20 protein-coding genes and 3 tRNA genes are annotated in these 20,337 nt (G+C 41.1%); 13 read left to right on the forward strand and 10 right to left on the reverse strand.

Going from position 1 to position 20,337, the window contains the following annotated elements:
- Window positions 1-43: 43 nt before the first annotated feature.
- Window positions 44-1,489 carry a tRNA (N6-isopentenyl adenosine(37)-C2)-methylthiotransferase MiaB gene (miaB, locus tag QL984_RS13080; RefSeq protein ID WP_008467975.1) on the reverse strand — a complete coding sequence of 482 codons (1,446 nt, stop codon included), beginning with the start codon at window positions 1,487-1,489 and terminating at the stop codon, window positions 44-46.
- Window positions 1,490-1,745: 256 nt separating this feature from the next.
- Between miaB and QL984_RS13085 the strand changes: the two genes are divergently transcribed.
- Window positions 1,746-2,927, forward strand: coding sequence for an FAD-dependent monooxygenase (locus tag QL984_RS13085; protein WP_036953941.1), 1,182 nt, complete (start codon window positions 1,746-1,748; stop codon window positions 2,925-2,927).
- A 124-nt stretch (window positions 2,928-3,051) separates the two neighbouring features.
- Here QL984_RS13085 and QL984_RS13090 read toward each other — a convergent pair.
- The 9 genes from QL984_RS13090 to lolB all read right to left on the reverse strand — a co-directional run bounded on the left by QL984_RS13090 (window position 3,052) and on the right by lolB (window position 8,713).
- Window positions 3,052-3,126 (reverse strand) — tRNA-Gln (locus QL984_RS13090).
- 40 nt (window positions 3,127-3,166) lie between these two features.
- Window positions 3,167-3,251: transfer RNA gene (locus QL984_RS13095), tRNA-Leu, on the reverse strand.
- 69 nt (window positions 3,252-3,320) lie between these two features.
- Window positions 3,321-3,397 (reverse strand) — tRNA-Met (locus QL984_RS13100).
- Window positions 3,398-3,719: 322 nt separating this feature from the next.
- Window positions 3,720-4,811, reverse strand: a complete 1,092-nt coding sequence (gene ychF / locus QL984_RS13105) for a redox-regulated ATPase YchF (protein ID WP_008467970.1) — start codon at window positions 4,809-4,811, stop codon at window positions 3,720-3,722.
- A 53-nt stretch (window positions 4,812-4,864) separates the two neighbouring features.
- On the reverse strand, window positions 4,865-5,449 hold the full coding sequence (pth, locus tag QL984_RS13110) for an aminoacyl-tRNA hydrolase (RefSeq protein WP_008467968.1): 585 nt from the start codon (window positions 5,447-5,449) through the stop codon (window positions 4,865-4,867).
- Window positions 5,450-5,467: 18 nt separating this feature from the next.
- Window positions 5,468-6,082: a 50S ribosomal protein L25/general stress protein Ctc gene (locus QL984_RS13115; protein WP_013465331.1), complete on the reverse strand. Its 615-nt coding sequence runs from the start codon at window positions 6,080-6,082 to the stop codon at window positions 5,468-5,470.
- Between the two features lie 149 nt (window positions 6,083-6,231).
- On the reverse strand, window positions 6,232-7,179 hold the full coding sequence (locus QL984_RS13120) for a ribose-phosphate pyrophosphokinase (RefSeq protein ID WP_008115168.1): 948 nt from the start codon (window positions 7,177-7,179) through the stop codon (window positions 6,232-6,234).
- 86 nt (window positions 7,180-7,265) lie between these two features.
- Window positions 7,266-8,123 carry a 4-(cytidine 5'-diphospho)-2-C-methyl-D-erythritol kinase gene (ispE, locus tag QL984_RS13125; RefSeq protein ID WP_013465330.1) on the reverse strand — a complete coding sequence of 286 codons (858 nt, stop codon included), beginning with the start codon at window positions 8,121-8,123 and terminating at the stop codon, window positions 7,266-7,268.
- Window positions 8,124-8,125: 2 nt separating this feature from the next.
- Window positions 8,126-8,713: a lipoprotein insertase outer membrane protein LolB gene (gene lolB, locus QL984_RS13130; protein WP_013465329.1), complete on the reverse strand. Its 588-nt coding sequence runs from the start codon at window positions 8,711-8,713 to the stop codon at window positions 8,126-8,128.
- 83 nt (window positions 8,714-8,796) lie between these two features.
- On the opposite strand from lolB, the gene hemA reads away from it, so the two are divergent.
- From hemA to rlmM, 12 genes are all read left to right on the forward strand, one after another.
- The gene (gene hemA / locus QL984_RS13135; RefSeq protein ID WP_024602657.1) at window positions 8,797-10,053 is read left to right on the forward strand and encodes a glutamyl-tRNA reductase; all 1,257 of its coding nucleotides are present in this window, start codon (window positions 8,797-8,799) and stop codon (window positions 10,051-10,053) included.
- A 7-nt stretch (window positions 10,054-10,060) separates the two neighbouring features.
- Entirely contained in the window at window positions 10,061-11,146 is a 1,086-nt protein-coding gene (gene prfA / locus QL984_RS13140) for a peptide chain release factor 1 (RefSeq protein ID WP_008115176.1), read from the forward strand.
- 2 nt (window positions 11,147-11,148) lie between these two features.
- Complete coding sequence (prmC, locus tag QL984_RS13145) at window positions 11,149-11,988, forward strand: peptide chain release factor N(5)-glutamine methyltransferase (RefSeq protein ID WP_036953989.1); 840 nt, start codon at window positions 11,149-11,151, stop codon at window positions 11,986-11,988.
- Between the two features lie 55 nt (window positions 11,989-12,043).
- Window positions 12,044-13,597 carry a DUF3369 domain-containing protein gene (locus QL984_RS13150; protein ID WP_013465326.1) on the forward strand — a complete coding sequence of 518 codons (1,554 nt, stop codon included), beginning with the start codon at window positions 12,044-12,046 and terminating at the stop codon, window positions 13,595-13,597.
- Window positions 13,598-13,615: 18 nt separating this feature from the next.
- Window positions 13,616-13,990 (forward strand): SirB2 family protein, encoded by a 375-nt coding sequence (locus tag QL984_RS13155; RefSeq protein ID WP_013465325.1) that lies wholly within the window; start codon window positions 13,616-13,618, stop codon window positions 13,988-13,990.
- A gap of 131 nt (window positions 13,991-14,121) precedes the next feature.
- The gene (locus QL984_RS13160; RefSeq protein ID WP_013465324.1) at window positions 14,122-14,949 is read left to right on the forward strand and encodes a tetratricopeptide repeat protein; all 828 of its coding nucleotides are present in this window, start codon (window positions 14,122-14,124) and stop codon (window positions 14,947-14,949) included.
- Between the two features lie 22 nt (window positions 14,950-14,971).
- On the forward strand, window positions 14,972-16,225 hold the full coding sequence (locus tag QL984_RS13165) for a DUF819 family protein (protein ID WP_013465323.1): 1,254 nt from the start codon (window positions 14,972-14,974) through the stop codon (window positions 16,223-16,225).
- Window positions 16,226-16,234: 9 nt separating this feature from the next.
- A complete protein-coding gene (gene kdsA / locus QL984_RS13170) occupies window positions 16,235-17,089 on the forward strand; it encodes a 3-deoxy-8-phosphooctulonate synthase (RefSeq protein WP_013465322.1) in 855 nt (284 codons plus the stop codon).
- Window positions 17,090-17,208: 119 nt separating this feature from the next.
- On the forward strand, window positions 17,209-18,105 hold the full coding sequence (locus tag QL984_RS13175) for a transcriptional regulator GcvA (RefSeq protein WP_013465321.1): 897 nt from the start codon (window positions 17,209-17,211) through the stop codon (window positions 18,103-18,105).
- On the forward strand, window positions 18,105-18,761 hold the full coding sequence (locus QL984_RS13180) for an alpha/beta family hydrolase (protein WP_013465320.1): 657 nt from the start codon (window positions 18,105-18,107) through the stop codon (window positions 18,759-18,761). The genes QL984_RS13175 and QL984_RS13180 overlap by 1 nt, the downstream gene beginning before the upstream one ends.
- Entirely contained in the window at window positions 18,754-19,122 is a 369-nt protein-coding gene (locus QL984_RS13185) for a DUF423 domain-containing protein (RefSeq protein ID WP_016900429.1), read from the forward strand. The genes QL984_RS13180 and QL984_RS13185 overlap by 8 nt, the downstream gene beginning before the upstream one ends.
- Window positions 19,123-19,139: 17 nt before the next feature.
- A complete protein-coding gene (gene rlmM / locus QL984_RS13190; protein WP_128583208.1) occupies window positions 19,140-20,225 on the forward strand; it encodes a 23S rRNA (cytidine(2498)-2'-O)-methyltransferase RlmM in 1,086 nt (361 codons plus the stop codon).
- The last annotated feature ends 112 nt before the right edge of the window (window positions 20,226-20,337 follow it).

Below are 20,337 nucleotides of genomic sequence, written 5' to 3' on the forward strand. Positions count from 1 at the left end.
ATTACAGTGCGCCAGCGTTAACTGGCGCAATGAATTTTTGCAACTAAGGTACGAAAGTAGCAACGCCAATTTCGTTAGCTGTCTCGGTTTTCTGCTCACTCGCTGCTTTGGTTAAAATAGCAGAAGGGGCAATTTCGCGGCGTAAGTTCATTTCTGATTCTGTACGAATTAAATCGCCACGTAAAGAGTTTGGTAGTGCCTCGGTAATACGTACATCGACAAACTGACCGATCACTGTGTGTGGGCCAACAAAGTTAACTACACGGTTGTTTTCAGTTCGGCCACGTAATTCCATTGGGTTCTTCTTAGAAGGACCTTCAACTAAAATACGTTGTTCGGTATCAAACATTTGGCGGCTAATTTGCTGTGCCATTTGTGTAATACGGTTTTGTAATAAGTACAGGCGCTCTTTTTTCTCTTGCTCGGTTACGTCATCTGGCAAATCGGCCGCTGGCGTACCTGGGCGTGCACTGTAAATAAAGCTAAAGCTCATATCAAAACCAATATCGTTGATAAGGTTCATGGTCGCTTCAAAATCGGCCTTGCTTTCACCTGGGAAACCTATGATGAAATCTGACGACATACTTAAGTTAGGGCGAATTTTACGTAGCTTACGAATAGTTGATTTGTACTCAAGTGCAGTATGGCCGCGTTTCATTAAGTTTAAAACACGATCTGAGCCACTTTGTACTGGAAGGTGTAAGTGATCAACCAGCTCAGGCACATCGGCATACGCATCAATTATGTCAGGCGTAAACTCAACGGGGTGTGAAGTGGTGTAACGAATACGGTCAATCCCGTCAATTGCGGCTACTAAACGGATAAGGTCTGAGAAATAGCAAATTTCACCATCGTGTGTATCACCACGGTACGCATTTACGTTTTGACCTAGTAAGTTAACTTCACGTACGCCTTGCTCGGCTAACTGTGCAACCTCTAATAACACGTCATCAACAGGGCGACTTACTTCTTCACCACGCGTGTAAGGTACAACACAAAAAGTACAGTATTTAGAACACCCTTCCATAATTGATACAAACGCAGAAGGACCTTCTGCTTTTGGCTCAGGAAGACGGTCAAATTTTTCAATCTCTGGGAATGAAATATCAACCACTGATGACCCTTTGTTACCTTGCACTTGTTTGATCATTTCAGGTAAACGGTGCAATGTTTGTGGGCCAAAAATAACATCGACAAACGGCGCGCGTTGACGAATTGAATCGCCTTCTTGCGATGCTACACAGCCGCCAACACCAATAATTAGGTCTGGTTTGTCATCTTTTAATAACTTCCAACGACCTAATTGGTGGAATACTTTTTCTTGCGCTTTTTCACGAATTGAACAGGTGTTAAGTAATATAACATCAGCATCAGCAGCTTCTTCAGTTAGCTGATAGCCGTTGGTCGCATCTAGAAGATCAGCCATTTTCTGAGAGTCGTATTCGTTCATCTGACAACCCCAGGTTTTAATATGCAGCTTTTTGCTCATTGAAATATAGCCTCGTGTTCAATTCGATAGTGGCACAAACATGTGCTAGAAACAGGTATAAGTGGCGCAATTATTAAATTTTGCTCGACTTAAAGGACGCGTATTTTAGCTGGATACACGCTCAAAACCAAGTATAGATTTCATGTTTGTGATCTGAAATCAATATAGTATGGGTTTAATAAGAGAATTAAGCGAAGCGCTCACACAGAGCAAACTAATTACGATACAATCAAAGTAGAGTTAAGTCAGAAGTAAAATGATGAAAAACATGGCTAAAAATAATGTAATTGTAGTAGGCGGCGGCATGGTTGGTGCCGCTATGGCTATTAAATTAGCGCAACAAGGTAAAGCCGTACGTGTTATTGAAAAACACCCAATAGATGCATCACTAGTGCTTAGTAGTGATGCAGTTGATATACGTGTATCAGCTATTAACCGCTTTTCGGAAAAACTGCTTGATCAGCTTGGTGCTATGCCATTGCTGCGCGAAAATAGACTCGCTCCCTATGAGCAATTAGAAGCTTTTGAGCGTGGTAACGATCATTTATTGTTTGATTGCCATGCCATCAATACCACGCATTTAGGTCATTTAATCGAGAATAAGTTAATTCAAGCAAGCTTATGGCAGCAATTTGAGCAGCATAATATTGAAATGATTAATCCTTCATCGGCTTTAACTGCAATAGAGCAAAACCCTGATAGCATTACCTTGCACTATAACGAACAAAGCTATACTGCTGATTTAGTCATTGCAGCCGATGGTGGGCAATCACAATTACGTAGCAAAGCCAATATTGGTATAACTGGGTGGCAATATCAGCAGCATTGTATGGGCGTGCTAATAAAGCTCGATGCACCACAACAAGTTAAAACATGGCAGCAGTTTACACCTACAGGGCCTGTTGCGTTTTTACCTATGCAAGCACCTTATGCAAATTTAATTTGGTATGACGATGCAAATACCCTCAAAGCATTTAAAGCCCTACAACCTAGCGCATTAAAAGCTCATATTATTGAAAAGTTTCCCAAGCTCGCTGGTGATTTTGAAGTACAAAGCCATGCTATATTTCCTCTAGCAAGGCAGCATGCTAATAATTATTCACAAGGGCGACTCGTTTTAGTGGGTGATGCGGCGCACACCATTAATCCTCTGGCAGGACAGGGCGTTAATTTAGGCTTTCAAGATGTGGCTGCATTAGCTGAAGTGTTGCGTACAGCTGATGATGTAGGTTGCCCGCTAATGCTTAAAGAGTACGAACGTAGTCGTCGTAACGCTAATTTATTAATGATGAGTATGATGGATGCTTGCTACTTTGGTTTCTCAAACCAAATAGCCCCATTAAAATGGGCGCGCAGCACATTTTTAAAGTTAGCTAATAATACAGGGCCGGTAAAAAACTGGGTATTAAAATACGCAATAAGTGGTGAGCTTAGTTAGTTGATGAAAAGGCTCAAATTTGGGTCTTTTTTTATATCTGAAAAAATGTGGTATTGGATTATAAAAGTAAAAATATTAGTGATTTTGAAGCTAGTGTGGGGGGCAATCAAAAAAGTGTGCAAATTGGCTGGGATACCAGGATTTGAACCTGGGAATGCCAGGATCAAAACCTGGTGCCTTACCGCTTGGCGATATCCCAACTAAGAAATTGCTGATAATTTTAATTCTTATCAAGAATATGGTGCGGAAGGAGAGACTTGAACTCTCACATCCTAAGATACTGGAACCTAAATCCAGCGCGTCTACCAATTCCGCCACTCCCGCATTATCACTTTGAATTAATCAAAGAAATGGTAGTTATTTTAAACTCTTCATTGAGCAACAAAAAATAAATGGTGGCTAAGACGGGATTTGAACCTGTGACCCCATCATTATGAGTGATGTGCTCTAACCAGCTGAGCTACTTAGCCATCTTTTTTGTTAGCACTTCATCGCTGAGTGCGGGGCGTATTATGCTGATATGCCCCAAATTCGTCAACACCTTTTTTGCAAAAAAACACTTAAGTTGGTTTGTTTGCAGGAAAAATAGGCTAACCGGCTACTTTTTAATTAAAACGTTGCTTTTTTAACACTCTTTGTGGGCTTTGTATTGTAATTTTGGCTTTGCCTTACAATTCTAAGCCTATAGTAAGGGTAGACTAATTATTACTTTTATTCGGCTGAAAAATAAAAAGGCTCGTAAAAACGAGCCTTTAAAAAACAATGAGCCACTTAACGTGGTGCAATGTTTAATTATACGTTGAACAAGAAGTTCATTACATCGCCATCTTTAACAATGTACTCTTTCCCTTCTTGGCGCATTTTACCTGCTTCTTTTGCACCGCTTTCACCTTTAAATGCAATAAAGTCATCAAAAGCAATTGTTTGTGCGCGGATAAAGCCACGTTCAAAGTCGGTATGAATTTTACCCGCTGCTTGTGGCGCTGTTGCACCCACTGGGATAGTCCATGCACGTACTTCTTTTACACCCGCAGTAAAGTAAGTTTGCAAATGTAGTAGCTCATAGCCACCACGAATAACAAGGTTAAGTCCTGGCTCTTCAAGACCAAGGTCAGCCATAAACTCTAATTTGTCTTCTTCGTCAAGCTCAGATAGCTCAGATTCGATAGCTGCACACACAGGCACAACAACCGCATCTTCAGCAGCCGCTATTTCACGGACACGATCTAGCAATGGGTTATTTTCAAATCCGTCTTCAGCCACGTTAGCAATATACATAGTTGGCTTAATAGTTAAGAAGTTAATAGGCGCAATGGCTGCTTTTTCTTCTTTTGTTAGCGCTAAAGAACGTAAAGTTAAGCCTTCATCAAGATGTACTTTTACTTTTTCAAGTACCGCATTTTGCTCTTTAGCGTCTTTATCGCCACCTTTTGCTTTTTTTGCATTACGGAACATTGCTTTATCGGCACTGTCCATATCAGCAAGTACTAGCTCGGTGTTGATCACGTCAATATCGTCAGCAGGGTCGATAGTACCAGCAACGTGAATAACGTTTTCATCTTCAAAACAACGAACTACATGACCAATCGCATCTGTTTCACGGATATTTGCTAAAAACTGATTGCCTAGGCCTTCACCTTTCGATGCACCTTTAACTAAACCTGCAATATCCACAAATTCCATACTGGTTGTAAGAATACGTTGTGGGTTAACAATTTTAGCAAGTTCGTCTAGGCGAGGATCTGGCACCGGTACCACACCTGTATTAGGTTCAATGGTACAAAAAGGAAAGTTAGCGGCTTCAATACCCGCTTTAGTCAATGCATTGAAAAGTGTTGATTTACCAACATTAGGCAAGCCAACGATGCCACATTTAAAACCCATAGTAAGATACCTTGTTTAGATTCGTTTAATACGTGCGACCGTATACCCAAAAATTAGGGTTTAAACGAATGTAGTCTGTTTTGTGCTTTTAACACACCGTCTTTAGCAAGTATTTCCATACAACGAACTGCTTCATCAACTGCGGCATCCATTTTTTCTTGATCGTCCTTGGCTGCTTTACCAAGCACCCAACCGGTGACCATTTCGCGATGTCCTGGATGACCTACACCTATGCGCAAGCGCATAAAGTCTTTTTGATTTGCCATTTTTGCAATAATGTCTTTTAAGCCATTATGACCGCCATGTCCGCCGCCTTTTTTTAATTTAGCAACGCCCGGGTCTAAATCCAATTCATCATGGGCAACAAGTATGTCTTCCACGGGGATTTTAAAAAAATTGGCTAAACTACTCACCGCTTTGCCACTTAAGTTCATGTAAGTGGTGGGGATCAGTAATTTGAATTCTTTGCCTTGAATAATCACTTTGCCAGTAAGGCCGTGATATTTAGGGTCGTGTTTTAGCGTGCAGTTGTAGCGTGCAGCGAGTTCTTGAATGAACCAAGCACCTGCGTTGTGGCGTGTATTTGCGTATTCGGGGCCTGGATTAGCCAGGCCCACAAGCATTTGAATAGAATTCAAGGTGCGAGACCTTAAATATTATTCTGCAGCGTCTGAAGCGTCGTCTTCAGTTGGAGCTGCTTTGTTAGCTTTGATAGTAACGATAGACTGATCGTGGCCTTCGCCTTTACCAAGCTCAACAGATTGAACACCTTTAGGGAACGCAAGATCTGTAAGGTGGATTGAATCACCAGCAACAAGATCAGATACGTCTACTTCGATGAATTCTGGAAGTGACTTAGGAAGACAAGAAATCTCAACTTCAGTTAACTGGTGAACAACAGTTGCACCTAACTTAGTTACTTTCTCTTCACCGATGAAGTGTAAAGGAACCTTAGTTACTAGTTTATGAGTTGCGTCTACACGTTGGAAATCAAGGTGAGTAAGCTTAGGCTTGAAAGGGTGACGTTGGATATCTTTTAAGATTGCTTCAACTTTCTCGCCACCTACATTTAATGTAAGGATGTGAGTGTAAAAGCCTTCGTCTTCTTGTGCTTTGATCATATCTTTATGAGCAAAAGTAAGCGATACCGCTTCTTTATCAGCTCCATAAAGGATTGCCGGCACTTTGTCTTCGCGACGTAGGCGGCGGCTCGCACCAGTACCAGTTTCTACGCGAAGTTCAGCGTCATAAGTATAAGTTGTGTTAGACATGATGTCTCCAATAATTAAAAGTGTTAGGGCCTTTGCGACCAAGGTCCCTAGCCAAAAGGCGCGCTATCATACCACTGCGGGTTTATAAAATAAACATCGCTTACAAAAAAAGCGCCAAAAGGCGCTTTTATACTCATTAATGTTTAACTTTAGTGTTCAAACATTGCCGAGATAGATTCTTCGTTGCTAATGCGACGAATAGTCTCTGCTAACATATCTGCAAGCGTTAATACTTTTACAATATCAAGCGCTTTTAGTTCGTCAGACAGTGGAATTGAGTCAGTTACAATCACTTCGTCAATCACAGAGTTACGTAAGTTTTCTGCAGCTGTACCAGAAAGAATAGGGTGAGTAGCGTAAGCAAATACACGTTTAGCACCATGCTCTTTAAGAGCTTCAGCGGCTTTACACAATGTACCACCGGTATCAATCATGTCATCAACAATAATACAATCGCGGCCTTCAACGTCACCAATAATGTGCATTACTTGAGAAACGTTAGCTTGAGGGCGACGTTTATCGATAATTGCTAAGTCGGTATCGTTTAATAGTTTTGCAATTGCACGGGCACGCACCACGCCACCAATATCAGGTGATACAACAACCACGTCATCAAAGTCGCGGTTCTTCATATCTTCTAATAGTACAGGGCTACCAAATACGTTATCCACTGGTACATCAAAGAAGCCTTGGATTTGCTCAGCGTGTAAATCAACCGTAAGAACGCGGTCAACACCTACACTTGATAAGAAATCCGCAACCACTTTAGCTGTAATTGGTACACGGGCAGAACGTACGCGACGATCTTGACGAGCATAACCAAAATAAGGGATAACAGCAGTGATACGACCGGCAGATGCACGGCGTAACGCATCAACCATAACGATAAGTTCCATCAGGTTATCGTTAGTAGGGGCACAGGTTGATTGCAAGATAAAAACATCCGAGCCACGAACATTTTCATTAATTTGAACACTGATCTCACCGTCACTAAAACGGCCAACAACAGCATCGCCTAATTCAATATATAAACGTTTTGCAACTTTTTGAGCTAGGTCAGGTGTTGCGTTACCAGCGAAGAGCTTCATGTCAGGCACGGTAGGGTTCCTCAGGCACTGAATTTTTGGACTAACTTACATTGAGTGAACAAAGTAGGTTAACTTATGATTACTTGTACGTTACTTCATTTATCAATGATGGCGGCTAACTCCGTATGAGCAGGAGAGGTACTAACGCTGGATGCGATAAAACCCTGCCAAGTATGGGGGAGGTTAGCAAGTACATCTTGTGCTTGAACTTGGCTAGCAAATTCAACAAAACAACATGAACCTGTTCCGGTCATCTTTGATGGAGCGTATTTTAGCAACCACTGCAGGGTTTTTTCAACCTCGGGGCACAGCTTTTTCACTAAAGGCTCACAATCGTTGGTTAAAATTTGCTGTTGCCAGTCGCCAGAAAGTTTTGGTGTATCACGTTTTAAATCTGGGTGAGTAAATATTTGTGCTGTGCTGACATGTTGATTTGGGAAGACAACACAATACCACTTCGGCGGCAGTTCTAGGTACTCTAATTGCTCGCCAATGCCATGTGCTATGGCACTTTTACCTTTAATGAACACAGGCACATCAGCACCGAGTTTCAGGCCTAAATCAGCCAGTTCATCTAAAGATAGGGCTGTATTCCAAAGCGTATTAAGAGCTAAAAGCGTTGATGCAGCATCGGATGAACCGCCTCCAACACCTCCCCCCATGGGTAAGCGTTTAGTTAAATTTATTTTTGCACCCATATCCACTTTACAGTGGGTTTGTAATAATAACGCCGCTTTGTAAATCAAATTGTCGGTTAGCGCAATGCCATTGGTGTCGCCGCTAATACTTATAAGAGTATCCGTGCTTAGTTTAAAATGGAGCTCGTCACCATAATTTAAAAACGTAAATAAAGTTTCTAATTCATGGTAGCCATCATCACGGCGGCCATTAATGTGTAAAAATAAATTAAGCTTGGCTGGGGCAATCAGCGAAAATTCAGAGTGAGTATACATAGTTAGTTAAACTGCCAGTCATAGAGTTTGATTTTAATTTTAATCTTTTCATGGGTTAAGGTTAAAGCATTCGGTAACCAAAAACCGTATTTTTGGACGTAACTTGTGTAACTTATTTGCCACTTTTTGCCATTATCATCAAACCATAACACGCTTTTAGCACGCCCTAACTGATCAATTTCTAGGGTGTGATCGTCAATGGTAGCTTTTAACCATGGGCCTGCGTTATTAACCGGTAAAGTAAACCCTGTTAAACGTTGTAAAAGTGCACTGGCGTTACTATCAAAATACGGTTGGTTATCAAAGATTAATTCGGCGCCGACTGCGGTTTGTTTAAGCGATAAAATCCGTGTGCCAATAAACGTGGTTAACACTAAATGATTACTATTTTGTGTTTGTTGCCAATTTAAGTTGGCAGATTGGCGCTCATCTGGGCTAATAAACGCAAGTTTACCGTCTACTTGCCAAGTTTTTTGCTCGCCAAGGCGTAACTTCCAGTCTTCGTAAAGCTCTGTTTTGTAATTGTTTTTACTCACGCAGCCGGTTAAAAATACAAATAGCAGTGTTAAAATCAAATATTGTCGAGTCAAATGTTGTTCCTTACTTTCCATATTCCTGAGATTTTTGATAAAATTGCCGCCTATGTAGTAGGGCTCAGCAATATTTGGCAGATATGACCATAATAGCACTTGGTATTAATCACAAAACCGCATCCGTAGAATTACGAGAAAAAGTGGCCTTTTCGCCTGAGCAAATTTCAGAGGCGCTACAACAATTAAGTGGCCATGCCGACTTTAATGAAGCGGTTATTGTCTCTACCTGTAATCGCACTGAGGTGTATTGTAGCCTTGCACAGCAAAATTCCCAAACATTGTTGCAATGGTTGGCCAGTTTCCATGGTTTAGATGAACATGAACTGAGTAAAAATATCTACTGTCATGAAGACAGCGCTGCAATAAATCATTTGATGCGTGTAGCCTGTGGGCTTGACTCGCTGGTGTTAGGCGAACCACAAATTTTAGGGCAAATAAAACAAGCCTATAATAGTGCCAAAACCCATGATGCGGTGGGCGTTACGTTTGACCGTTTGTTTCAAAAAACGTTTTCGGTGGCAAAAGAAGTCCGTACCGAAACCAACATTGGTGCCAGTGCAGTATCTGTCGCCTTTGCGGCAGTTAATTTAGCAAAGCATATTTATGGAAAGCTGGATAAAACCAAGGTGTTACTCATTGGTGCCGGTGAAACCATAGAGCTGGTAGCAAAACATTTATACCAAAATGAGCCGCAAAAAATTACAGTTGCCAACAGAACAATAGAAAGAGCGCGCAGTTTAGCCGATGAAGTATCAGCCGATGTTATTGCGTTGGCACAATTGCCTGAACGTTTGCATCAAGCTGATATTGTGATTAGCTCCACCGCCAGCACTTTGCCCATTATTGGTAAAGGTGTAGTTGAGCAAGCACTGAAACAACGCCGCTATAAGCCGATGCTGTTTATTGATATAGCTGTACCACGCGATATTGAAAGCCAAGTCGGTGAACTCGACGACGCCTACTTGTACTCGGTCGATGACTTACAAGCCATTGTTAGTGAAAACATGGCTGCTCGTGAGCAAGCGGCAGAGCAAGCACAAATTATTATTAGTGAGCGCACCAAAGAGTTTTTTATGTGGTTGCGCTCGCTTGATTCAGTGGATTTAATTCGCCACTACCGTAATGATGTACAAACAACAAAAGCAGAACTTGTAGATAGGGCGCTTAGTCAGCTAAATACAGGTAAAGACGCAGAAAAAGTAATTTTAGAGCTGGCCAATAAATTAACCAATCGCTTAATGCACGCGCCTACCCGTGCCATCCAAGATGCAGCGAAAAAAGGTGAAGTGGCTCAGTTAAACCAATTGAAAAAAATGTTAGGTATAGATCAGGAATAACAGTTAAATGAAAGAGTCCGTTTATCGTAAATTAGAAACCTTAGTTGAGCGCTATGAAGAAGTTCAAGCGCTACTAAGTGACCCATCGGTCATTAGTGATCAAAACCGCTTTCGTACTCTTTCAAAAGAATACTCTGAGCTTGAAGAAGTGGTGAAAACGTTTTTAGCATACCAGCAAGCACAAGAAGACTTGAGTAGCGCTGAAGAAATGCTAAAAGATTCAGATCCTGAAATGCGCGAAATGGCACAAGAAGAATATAAAGAAGCAAAAGCACAAATTTCGACTTTAGAAGACGACATTCAAGTGCTTATGTTGCCTAAAGATCCGAAAGACAATAACAACGTGTTTTTAGAAGTTCGCGCCGGAACAGGGGGCGACGAGGCCGCTATTTTTGCTGGCGACTTGTTTAGAATGTACAGCCGCTACGCAGAAACAAAAAAATGGAAAGTAGAAGTTGTGACGACCAACGAAGGTGAACATGGCGGCTACAAAGAAGTAATTGCTAACATCAGCGGTGAAGGTGTGTATGGGCAATTAAAATTTGAATCAGGCGTGCACCGTGTACAGCGCGTCCCAGAAACTGAATCCCAAGGGCGCGTACATACCTCAGCCTGTACTGTTGCTGTAATGGCTGAAGTGCCAGAAGCAGAGGCCATAGAAATTAATACCGCCGATATTAAAGTTGATACCTTTAGAGCATCGGGCGCGGGTGGTCAGCACGTTAATAAAACCGACTCTGCCATTCGTATTACTCATTTACCAACCGGTGTTGTGGTTGAGTGTCAAGATGAGCGTTCTCAACATAAAAACCGTGCAAAAGCGATGTCGGTATTGGCGGCGCGTTTGCAACAGGCTGAAGATGAAAAACGTCATGCTGCTGAAGCGTCTGAACGTCGTAATTTAGTGGGCAGTGGCGATCGTTCTGAGCGTATTCGCACATACAACTACCCGCAGGGGCGTATTACCGATCACCGTATTAACTTAACGCTTTATCGTTTAAACGAAGTGGTAGCCGGTGATTTAGGCGCTGTGGTTGAGCCGCTAATGCAAGAGCATCAGGCCGACTTATTAGCAGCGATGGGCGACGATTAATCGTGAACCTCACTGTTGAAAACGCTATTACTACCGGTGCTAATTTATTAGCATCAAGTAGTGATAGCGCAAAGTTAGATGCTCAAGTACTACTGCTTAATATTTTACAAAAGCCACGTAGTTATTTATTTACTTGGCCAGAAAAACAATTAACGGATGAACAATCACAAGCGTTTGAGCGTGCATGTGAGCGTCGTTTAAACGGCGAACCTGTTTCGCACATTACAGGGTATCGTGAGTTTTGGAGTTTACAGCTTGAAGTAAATCCAACAACACTCATTCCTCGCCCTGATACAGAAACCTTAGTTGAGCTTGCGCTTGCATGTAATGTACCAAATGACGCCAAAGTGCTCGATTTAGGCACAGGCACTGGAGCAATTGCACTTGCGCTTGGTAGTGAAATGCCTACATGGGATATTATTGCCGTTGATCGTATTGATGATGCGGTGGCACTGGCCAAACGTAATCAAAAACGATTAGCGATAAATAATGTGTGTGTTGAACAAAGCAATTGGTTTAGCGCGTTAAATAATAAAAAATTTGATCTAATTGTAACCAACCCTCCCTATATAGAATATAACGATAAACACTTGCACCAAGGTGATGTGCGCTTTGAGCCTTTGTCTGCATTGGTTGCAGATGATGCTGGATTAGCTGATATTAAACAAATAATTACACAATCACGTGACTATTTACATTCTAATGGCTATCTTTTAATTGAACACGGATTTGAGCAAAGTGCAGCTGTTCGCCATATATTCAACCAAATGGCGTTTATAAATGTAAGCACAGTGAAAGATCTTGGTAATAACGACCGCGTAACTTTCGGACAATGGCCTTAACTTATTAAAAATAGCCCCGTTGTTTGTTTGCATATGTTTTAAGGAACTCTTTGTGATGGAAGATTTTTTATTTTCAAATGAACAACCACCTGAAGTAGTAAGTGAAGAGCAAGGAACATGGAAAGTTCTAATTGTTGATGATGAACCCGAGGTTCATGCTGTTACGCGTTTAGCGTTGAGTGATTTTAAGTTTCAAGATAGACGCTTGGAGTTTATTAGTGCTTATTCCGGCGCAGAAGCGAAAAAGTTGATTGATGATCATCCTGATGCGGCCATCATCCTACTCGATGTTGTTATGGAAACAGACGATGCGGGTTTGCAAGTAGCAAAATACATTCGTGATACCGTTAAAAATAATTATATTCGCATTATTCTACGAACCGGGCAGCCAGGCCAAGCACCCGAGCGCCAAGTAATCGTAAATTACGATATTAATGACTATAAATCTAAAACAGAACTTACCGCACAAAAATTATTCACCGTTATGATGGCAAGTCTTCGCTCGTATCGCGATATTATTTCGATTGAGCAATCGCGTGAAGGGCTAGAAAAAATAATCACCGCTTCGCGCAATATTTTTGCAACCCATTCAATGGATAACTTTATTGAAGGCGTGATGCAGCAGCTTACTTCTTTACTAAACGTTGCTGATGAAGCCATGTATGCCACCACCTTAGTTGCACAAAATCCGTCAGAGGAGATGAATAAAAAACTGATTGTTTGCTCTGGTACCGGCGATTTTGCTAAGCGCGAGGGAGAAGAGCTAGAAACCGTACTAGCAGAAGACCAACTGTTAGCGTGCCAAGAGGCCCTTGCTAACAAAGCAATTGTGTACAGAGATGATTATTTGTTTGCTTATTGCAGCAGTAAATTTAACCATAATTCAATGTTGTTTGTATCAGGTGTGCCGTCAAAGTTGACGGATACACAACGAAACCTAATTGAAATCTTTTCTCAAAATGTGCAGTTGGCATTTGAAAATGTGCAGTTACATACTGAAGTTGAAGCCACACAACAAGAGCTTGTTTATCGTTTAAGTGAAGCCGTTGAACAGCGCTCGTGCGAAACGGGTAATCATGTAAAACGGGTTGCTTATATTTGCTATGAATTAGCATTAGCCTACGGGTTATCTGAAGAGCAAGCGAATTTAATTCGCTTTGCATCGCCTTTACATGATGTGGGTAAAATAGGTATTCCGGATGCAATTTTAAATAAGCCTGGCAAGTTAAATAGCGAAGAGTGGGAAGTTATGAAAACTCATGCTGGAAAAGGCTATGCTATTTTGAAAGATTCACCGCGTAAAATAGTCAGCGCAGGGGCATTAATCGCACAGCAGCACCACGAAAAGTGGGATGGTTCTGGTTACCCTAGTGGATTAAAGGGGGAGCGTATTGATATTTTTGCCAGAATAGTGGCATTGGCTGATGTGTATGATGCACTGCGCCATAAACGTTGTTATAAAGGTGCGTGGACACTTGAAGAAGCGGTTGCGGAGATCAACGCAAATAAAGGAACGCATTTTGATCCTAAACTTGTTGATGTATTTAATGATAAACTTGAAGATCTCGAAGCGGTACTTTTACGCTTTCCTGACAAAACACATAACTAAACAGAAGTAACAATACATATGGATTATTTAGCATTAAAACACTCACACATGGCCATTGCGCTAGTGAGTATTATTTTATTTTACGTACGTTCTTTTTCTCGTATGGGCAGTGGCAGCCTTGCCAAAAATAAATTGGTTTTTATTGGTAGCCACAGTATAGACACTTTATTAATTGTCTCAGCCATCGGTTTAATGGCAATGGCTAAAATAAACCCATTAGAGCAGCTTTGGTTATTAGAAAAAATTATTCTAGTTATCGTTTATATTGTTGTGGGTATTATTAGCGCTAAACAAACGACAACCGTTCCAAAAATCGTATTTTTAGTACTTAACACCGCTGTTATTTTAGCTATTGGTTACTTAGCAACAGCTAAAGCCCCGCTGTTGTTATAATTAACAATGCCTATTTAAGCTTTGCACACCAAAGGTGTAAAGCTTACCTCTTCAATTCATTTCTGATTATTGGTATCTAGCTTTAAAATTAGGTAAACTACGTCCTCGTTTTCTAGAATGTTGTAGTATGAATGACCACCCTCGGGTTTGATGAACACGATGAATCTTATATAGAAGATGCTTACGATGATTTTTTGCCGCCGGCTATATATCGTTGTATCAAAGCGGAAGCTAAATGGGACCCTCAAATAGACTTAACACCAAGTCTTGAAATACTCACTGCGTTTGAGCAGCAAATAGAGTCTATTTGTCAGCAGATGCCGGACGAACACGATCGCCTAGATAAACTACTTGATAGCTTTTATAGTGAGTGGCTATTTAGTGCATCAAGCTTGAAAGTTCCTGAGTATAAGTTAAATAGCATCAGCTACACCTTGTCTATGCGCAGTGGCACACCGACAACCTTAGCTATTTTGTTATGCCACTTTTTACAGCATGCTAAACTCGATGCCAGTGTAAGCATAACTCAAGGCGAAGTGGGCATTCACGTCGCAATGAGTGATGAAGAGGGTTATCTTGTTGACCCTAGCAGTGGCCAACAAAGTTGGTACATCATTCCTGAAAATATTGATGAAGAAAATCCTCAAGAACAAGAGCCTTTAGAGCTTATTTTTGAAGACGAAGTGTATAAATTATTTTTAGCGCAGCAAAAATGGTCTTTCATTAGTGAAAATAAATTTGGTCATGCCTTAACTTGCGTCGATTTATTAATGGAAATGTTAGGTGATGATCCCTATGAGCGACGCGACAGAGGTTATTTACTAAATCAGCTTGGCTGCCCTAAAATGGCACGAGATGATTTACAGTTTTTTGTTGATGAATGTCCTGATGATCCTGCTATTGAAATCATTCTACATCAAATTGAAGAACTTGAAGACAATCATAAAACTCACCACTAAGAATAAAAAAATAGGAAATGTTATGGCTGATCCCCAAACTGCATTAATTACCAATGATGCCGTTGTACTTGGTTTATTGGCGATTATTTTAGGGTTTATTTTCAAAACCTCAAATAGTCAACGCCCAGGTCTTGTGGCATTTTATAAATATGTACCGGCATTATTGCTGTGTTATTTTTTGCCGTCATTGTTAAATACCTTTGGTATTGTTGATGGTTCTCAATCTAACGTGTATTACGTCGCTTCGCGATATTTACTGCCAGCGTGTTTAATTTTGCTTACCATCAGTATTGATTTAAAAGCGATTATTAATTTAGGTCCTAAAGCATTAATTATGTTTTTAACCGGCACCGTAGGTATTGTGATTGGTGGCCCATTAGCTATTTTAATAATGAGTGCTGTTTATCCAGAAGCGGTAGGGGGACATGGCCCTGACGCTGTTTGGCGTGGTATGACAACCATTGCAGGTAGCTGGATTGGTGGCGGTGCAAACCAAGCATCTATGAAAGAAATGTTTGAAGTGGGTGGCGATATTTTCTCAGCCATGGTCACCGTGGATGTGATAGTGGCTAATTTATGGATGGCAGTATTATTATTAATGGCAGCTAATCATAAAGCGATTGACGCTAAAGCCGGTGCAGATACCACCGCGATTGAAGACTTAAAGCAACGTGTTGAAAAATACCATGCAGAGCATGCGCGTATGCCAACGCTAAATGATTACATGATGATTATTGCTATTGCCTTTGGTATTACCGGTTTAGCGCACTTTTGTGCAGATATTTTAGGGCCCTTCTTTGCCAATAATTATGCGTGGGCAAAAGAATACAGTTTAAACAGTAAGTTCTTTTGGCTTATTGTTATATCAACGACGATAGGTATTTGCTTATCGTTTACCAAAGTACGCCATATTGAGGCGTTTGGTTCATCGAAAGTGGCGTCAGCCTTTTTGTATATTTTAGTGGCATCGATTGGCCTGCATATGAATGTAATGGCGATTTTTGATTCACCGATGTATTTTGTTATTGGTGCAATTTGGATGTTAACTCACGCAAGCTTAATGCTCATTGTGGCTAAATTAATTAAAGCGCCATTATTTTATATGGCTGTTGGCTCACAGGCCAATGTAGGTGGCGCAGCGTCTGCCCCTGTTGTGGCCGCTGCGTTTCATCCGTCACTGGCACCGGTCGGCGTATTATTAGCTGTACTTGGCTATGGTGTAGGTACATATATGGCGTATATTTGTGGATTAATGATGCAAGCAGTTGCACCATAAGGAATTAAAATGAACAACCAAGTTATTAATATCAATGAAATAGAACTGGCAAATAATAAACCTTTTGTTTTATTTGGTGGCATGAATGTGCTTGAATCACGCGACTTAGCGATGCGTATTGCCGAGCATTATGTTGAAGTGACCACTAAATTAAATATTCCTTATGTATTTAAGGCGTCATTTGATAAAGCCAATCGCTCGTCCATCAATTCTTACCGTGGTCCAGGCATGGAAGAAGGCTTAAAGATATTTGAAGAGATTAAAAATACCTTTAATATTCCGCTTATCACCGATGTGCATGAACCTCATCAAGCAGCACCGGTTGCAGAGGTTGTTGATGTTATTCAGCTACCGGCGTTTTTGGCTCGTCAAACAGACTTGGTGGTTGCAATGGCTAAAACAGGCGCGATTATTAATGTGAAAAAGCCACAGTTTTTAGCTCCGCATGAAATGCGTCATATCATTACTAAATTTAATGAAGCCGGAAATAATAATGTGGCCTTATGTGAACGTGGTTCAAGCTTTGGCTATAATAACCTAGTGGTTGATATGCTAGGTATGGATGATATGAAAACCATGGCTCCCGTTATATTTGATGCAACTCATGCACTGCAGCGTCCTGGCGGTCGAGCAGACTCAGCCGATGGTCGTCGTGCCCAAGCTGCCGAACTTGCTCGTAGCGGCATGGCTCTTGGTATCGCAGGCTTATTTATTGAAGCGCACCCCAATCCAAATGAAGCAAAATGTGATGGCCCCTGTGCATTAGCATTGAGCAAGTTAGAAGGGTACTTATCGCAAATGAAAGCGGTGGATGATTTAATCAAGAGCTTTGCCCCTCTTGATACCAGTGCTAGCGATTTATAAAGTTGATTAGCACTTTAAAAAGCGACTTAGGTCGCTTTTTTTATGGCTTGAATATACTCTTTCCTAGCATAGGTATATAATTCACCGCATAAGAAAAACTAATTCTAAGCTTGGTTGCCATGTCAAGACGAGTTCCTCCATTAAACGCGCTGAAAGCTTTTGAAGCTGCAGCACGTCATTTAAGCTTTACTAAAGCCGCAGAAGAGTTGTATGTCACGCAAGCTGCGGTGAGTCATCAAATAAAAACGCTTGAAGAGCATTTAGGCTTAAAGCTGTTTTTACGTAAAAATCGCTCGTTATTATTAACCGAAGAAGGCCAAGGTTACTTTTTAGATATTAAAGAGATTTTTACTCAGCTAATAGATGCAACTGAAAAGCTATTAGCTCGTGGTGCCAAAGGCTCGTTAACCGTAAGTTTAACCCCCAGTTTTGCGATTCAATGGCTCATTCCTCGATTGAGCTTATTTAACGAATTACACCCAGAAATTGATGTGCGAATTAAAGCCCAAGATCAGGATGAAAACTCGTTAACAGACGATGTTGATATCTCAATTTATTATGGTCGCGGTCATTGGAGTGGGGTGCAAGCCTATAAACTGCACACTGAGTATTTAGTGCCGTTATGTAGCCCGTTACTGTTAAATGGCCCCAGAGCGCTTAACCAACCCAGTGATTTAGCAAACCATACCTTGCTACATGACACCACCCGTAAAAACTGGAAAACCTGGATGAAAACCGCCGGCGTACGTAATGTACAAGTTAACCAAGGACCTATATTTAGTCATTCTTCTATGGTGTTACAAGCTGCGGTACATGGCCAAGGTGTTGCAATTGGTAACAGCGTACTAGCAAAACCAGATATTGATGCAGGACGTTTAGTGATCCCGTTCAATCACAGTTTAGAGAGTAAAAATGCCTATTACTTAGTGATCCGTGAGTCACAAAATGAGTTAGGCAAAATTGTATCGTTTAAAGACTGGATGTTAAGTTTAGTTGAGCAGGAGCAAGAATATTAATGAGCATCGAATGGGTTAGAAGTAGTCAGCAACCGGCAATCGCACAGTTTATATTTGCTCATGGCGCAGGGGCTGGCAGTGATTCTGAGTTTATGCAAATCATGGCTAAACAACTCAGTGAGTACGGTATTGACGTTGGCTTGTTTGATTTTGAATATATGCAAATTGCTAAACAAACTAACAAACGTCGCCCACCAGAGCGAGCGCCTAAACTACTTACTTATTTTGAACATATAGTGACTCAAGCTGATGCAAATTTACCGCTATTTATAGGGGGTAAATCAATGGGCGGGCGCATGGCATCGATGCTTGCCTGTTCGACCTCTCATCCTGTTTTAGGTGTGCTTGCGTTTGGTTATCCGTTTCATCCTCCGGGCAAGCCAGAAAAACTGCGTACAGATCATTTTGCAGACATACCGTGTCCTTTTTTAGTATTACAGGGGGAAAGGGATACCTTTGGCACCCGCGAAGAGCTTGCCACAATGGCCATGCCAAAGCAGCCAAAGTATGTATGGTTAACGGATGGTGACCACTCACTAAAACCGCGTAAAAAAAGTGGCGTGACTGAGCAACAAAACCTGAATGCTGCGGCAATACAGGCAGCAAGCTTTATAAAGAATACGCTTGAAAATTTAAAAGAGGATAAACATGATTAAACTATTTTTATTAGCAGGCAGCTTTTTTTGCATGCTTTCAGTGATACTGGGCGCATTTGCTGCTCATGGTCTGAAAAGTCGTTTATCAGAGTACTCCATTGGTATTTTTAAAACCGCCGCTGAGTATCAAATGGTGCATGGGCTGGCGTTAATTGCAGTGGCTATTTTAATTAAGTGGGGTATGCACCTCAGTATGGCGGGTGGTTTTTTTATTGCCGGTACGTTGTTATTTAGTGGCAGCTTATACTTATTGGCTTTAACAGGGTTGAAGTGGCTGGGCCCAATTACCCCATTGGGTGGGCTGTGCTTTATTATTGGTTGGATAGTTATTTTAGTGCAAGTTGCACGATTTAAGTTTTAAAGAGTTTAAGGGTTAATATGTCTAGTGTTGTGATTTACTGTCGTAGTGGTTTTGAAAACGATGCCGCTGCTGAAATAACGTTTCACGCTGCCGAACAAGGATTTGCTGGGTATGTAAAAGCAAAACCAAATACCGGTTATGTTATTTATGAATGTTTTGAAGCGCAGCACAGCGACGAAATAATCAAAAAAGTTGATTTTAAAAATATGGTGTTTGCACGCCAATGGTTTGCCGGTAACCTAATTGAAAATATGCCCGTAGAAGATAGAGTAGGCGCTATTGTAGATGCCGCAAAAGATTTTACTTTGTGTTCTGAGCTTCGTGTCGAAACACCCGATACCAACGAGGGCAAAGAGTTACTGACTTTTTGTAAAAAAATATCAACTCCGCTTAAAAAAGCCCTCGAGAAACAAAACACTGTATTGCGTGAGCCAAAAGCAAATCGCCCAGTAATGCATGTGCTGTTTTTAGCTAATAATACTGCGTATGTGGGTTACTCATATAGTTATAACAACTCTCCTTTTTTTATGGGGATCTTACGTTTACGTATGCCAAGCGATGGCCCAAGTCGTTCAACGCTTAAGTTAGATGAAGCGTTTAATGTGTTTATTCCTGAGCAACAGCGTGATTCACGCGTACAAGCTGGGATGCGCAGCGTTGATTTAGGTGCATGCCCAGGTGGCTGGACTTATCAGTTAGTTCGCCGTGGTATGTTTGTTAGCGCGATAGATAACGGCCCAATGAACGAAAGTTTAATGGAAACGGGTCAGGTAAAGCATTTTAGAGAAGATGGTTTTAAATACCGTCCAGAAAAAAGAAACATCACTTGGTTGGTTTGCGATATGGTAGAAAAGCCGACTAAAGTGACTAACTTGATGATTGACTGGGCAGTAAATGCTTATGCAAAAGAGCTTATTTTTAATCTGAAATTACCGATGAAAAAACGCTTTGATAGTGTGTATGAATGTTTAAAAATGATCAGAGAAGAAATGGCGAAGTACGGCATAAGCTATGAACTTCAAGCTAAGCATTTATACCATGATCGTGAAGAAATAACGGTGCACTTAAATGTCACTAAAGTGCCACAGAGCTTATATAGTTAATCTATTAGCGAGTATAAAAAATGGGCCAAGTGGCCTAATGCAGATCAGTTAAGAATATTTTTATGATCACTTGACTGATCTTTCCATGGCTTCAAAATCCGATATTAGAAAT

This window comes from Pseudoalteromonas sp. APC 3495 (genome assembly GCF_030407645.1).
In the GTDB taxonomy this organism is placed as follows: Bacteria; Pseudomonadota; Gammaproteobacteria; order Enterobacterales; family Alteromonadaceae; genus Pseudoalteromonas; species Pseudoalteromonas tetraodonis.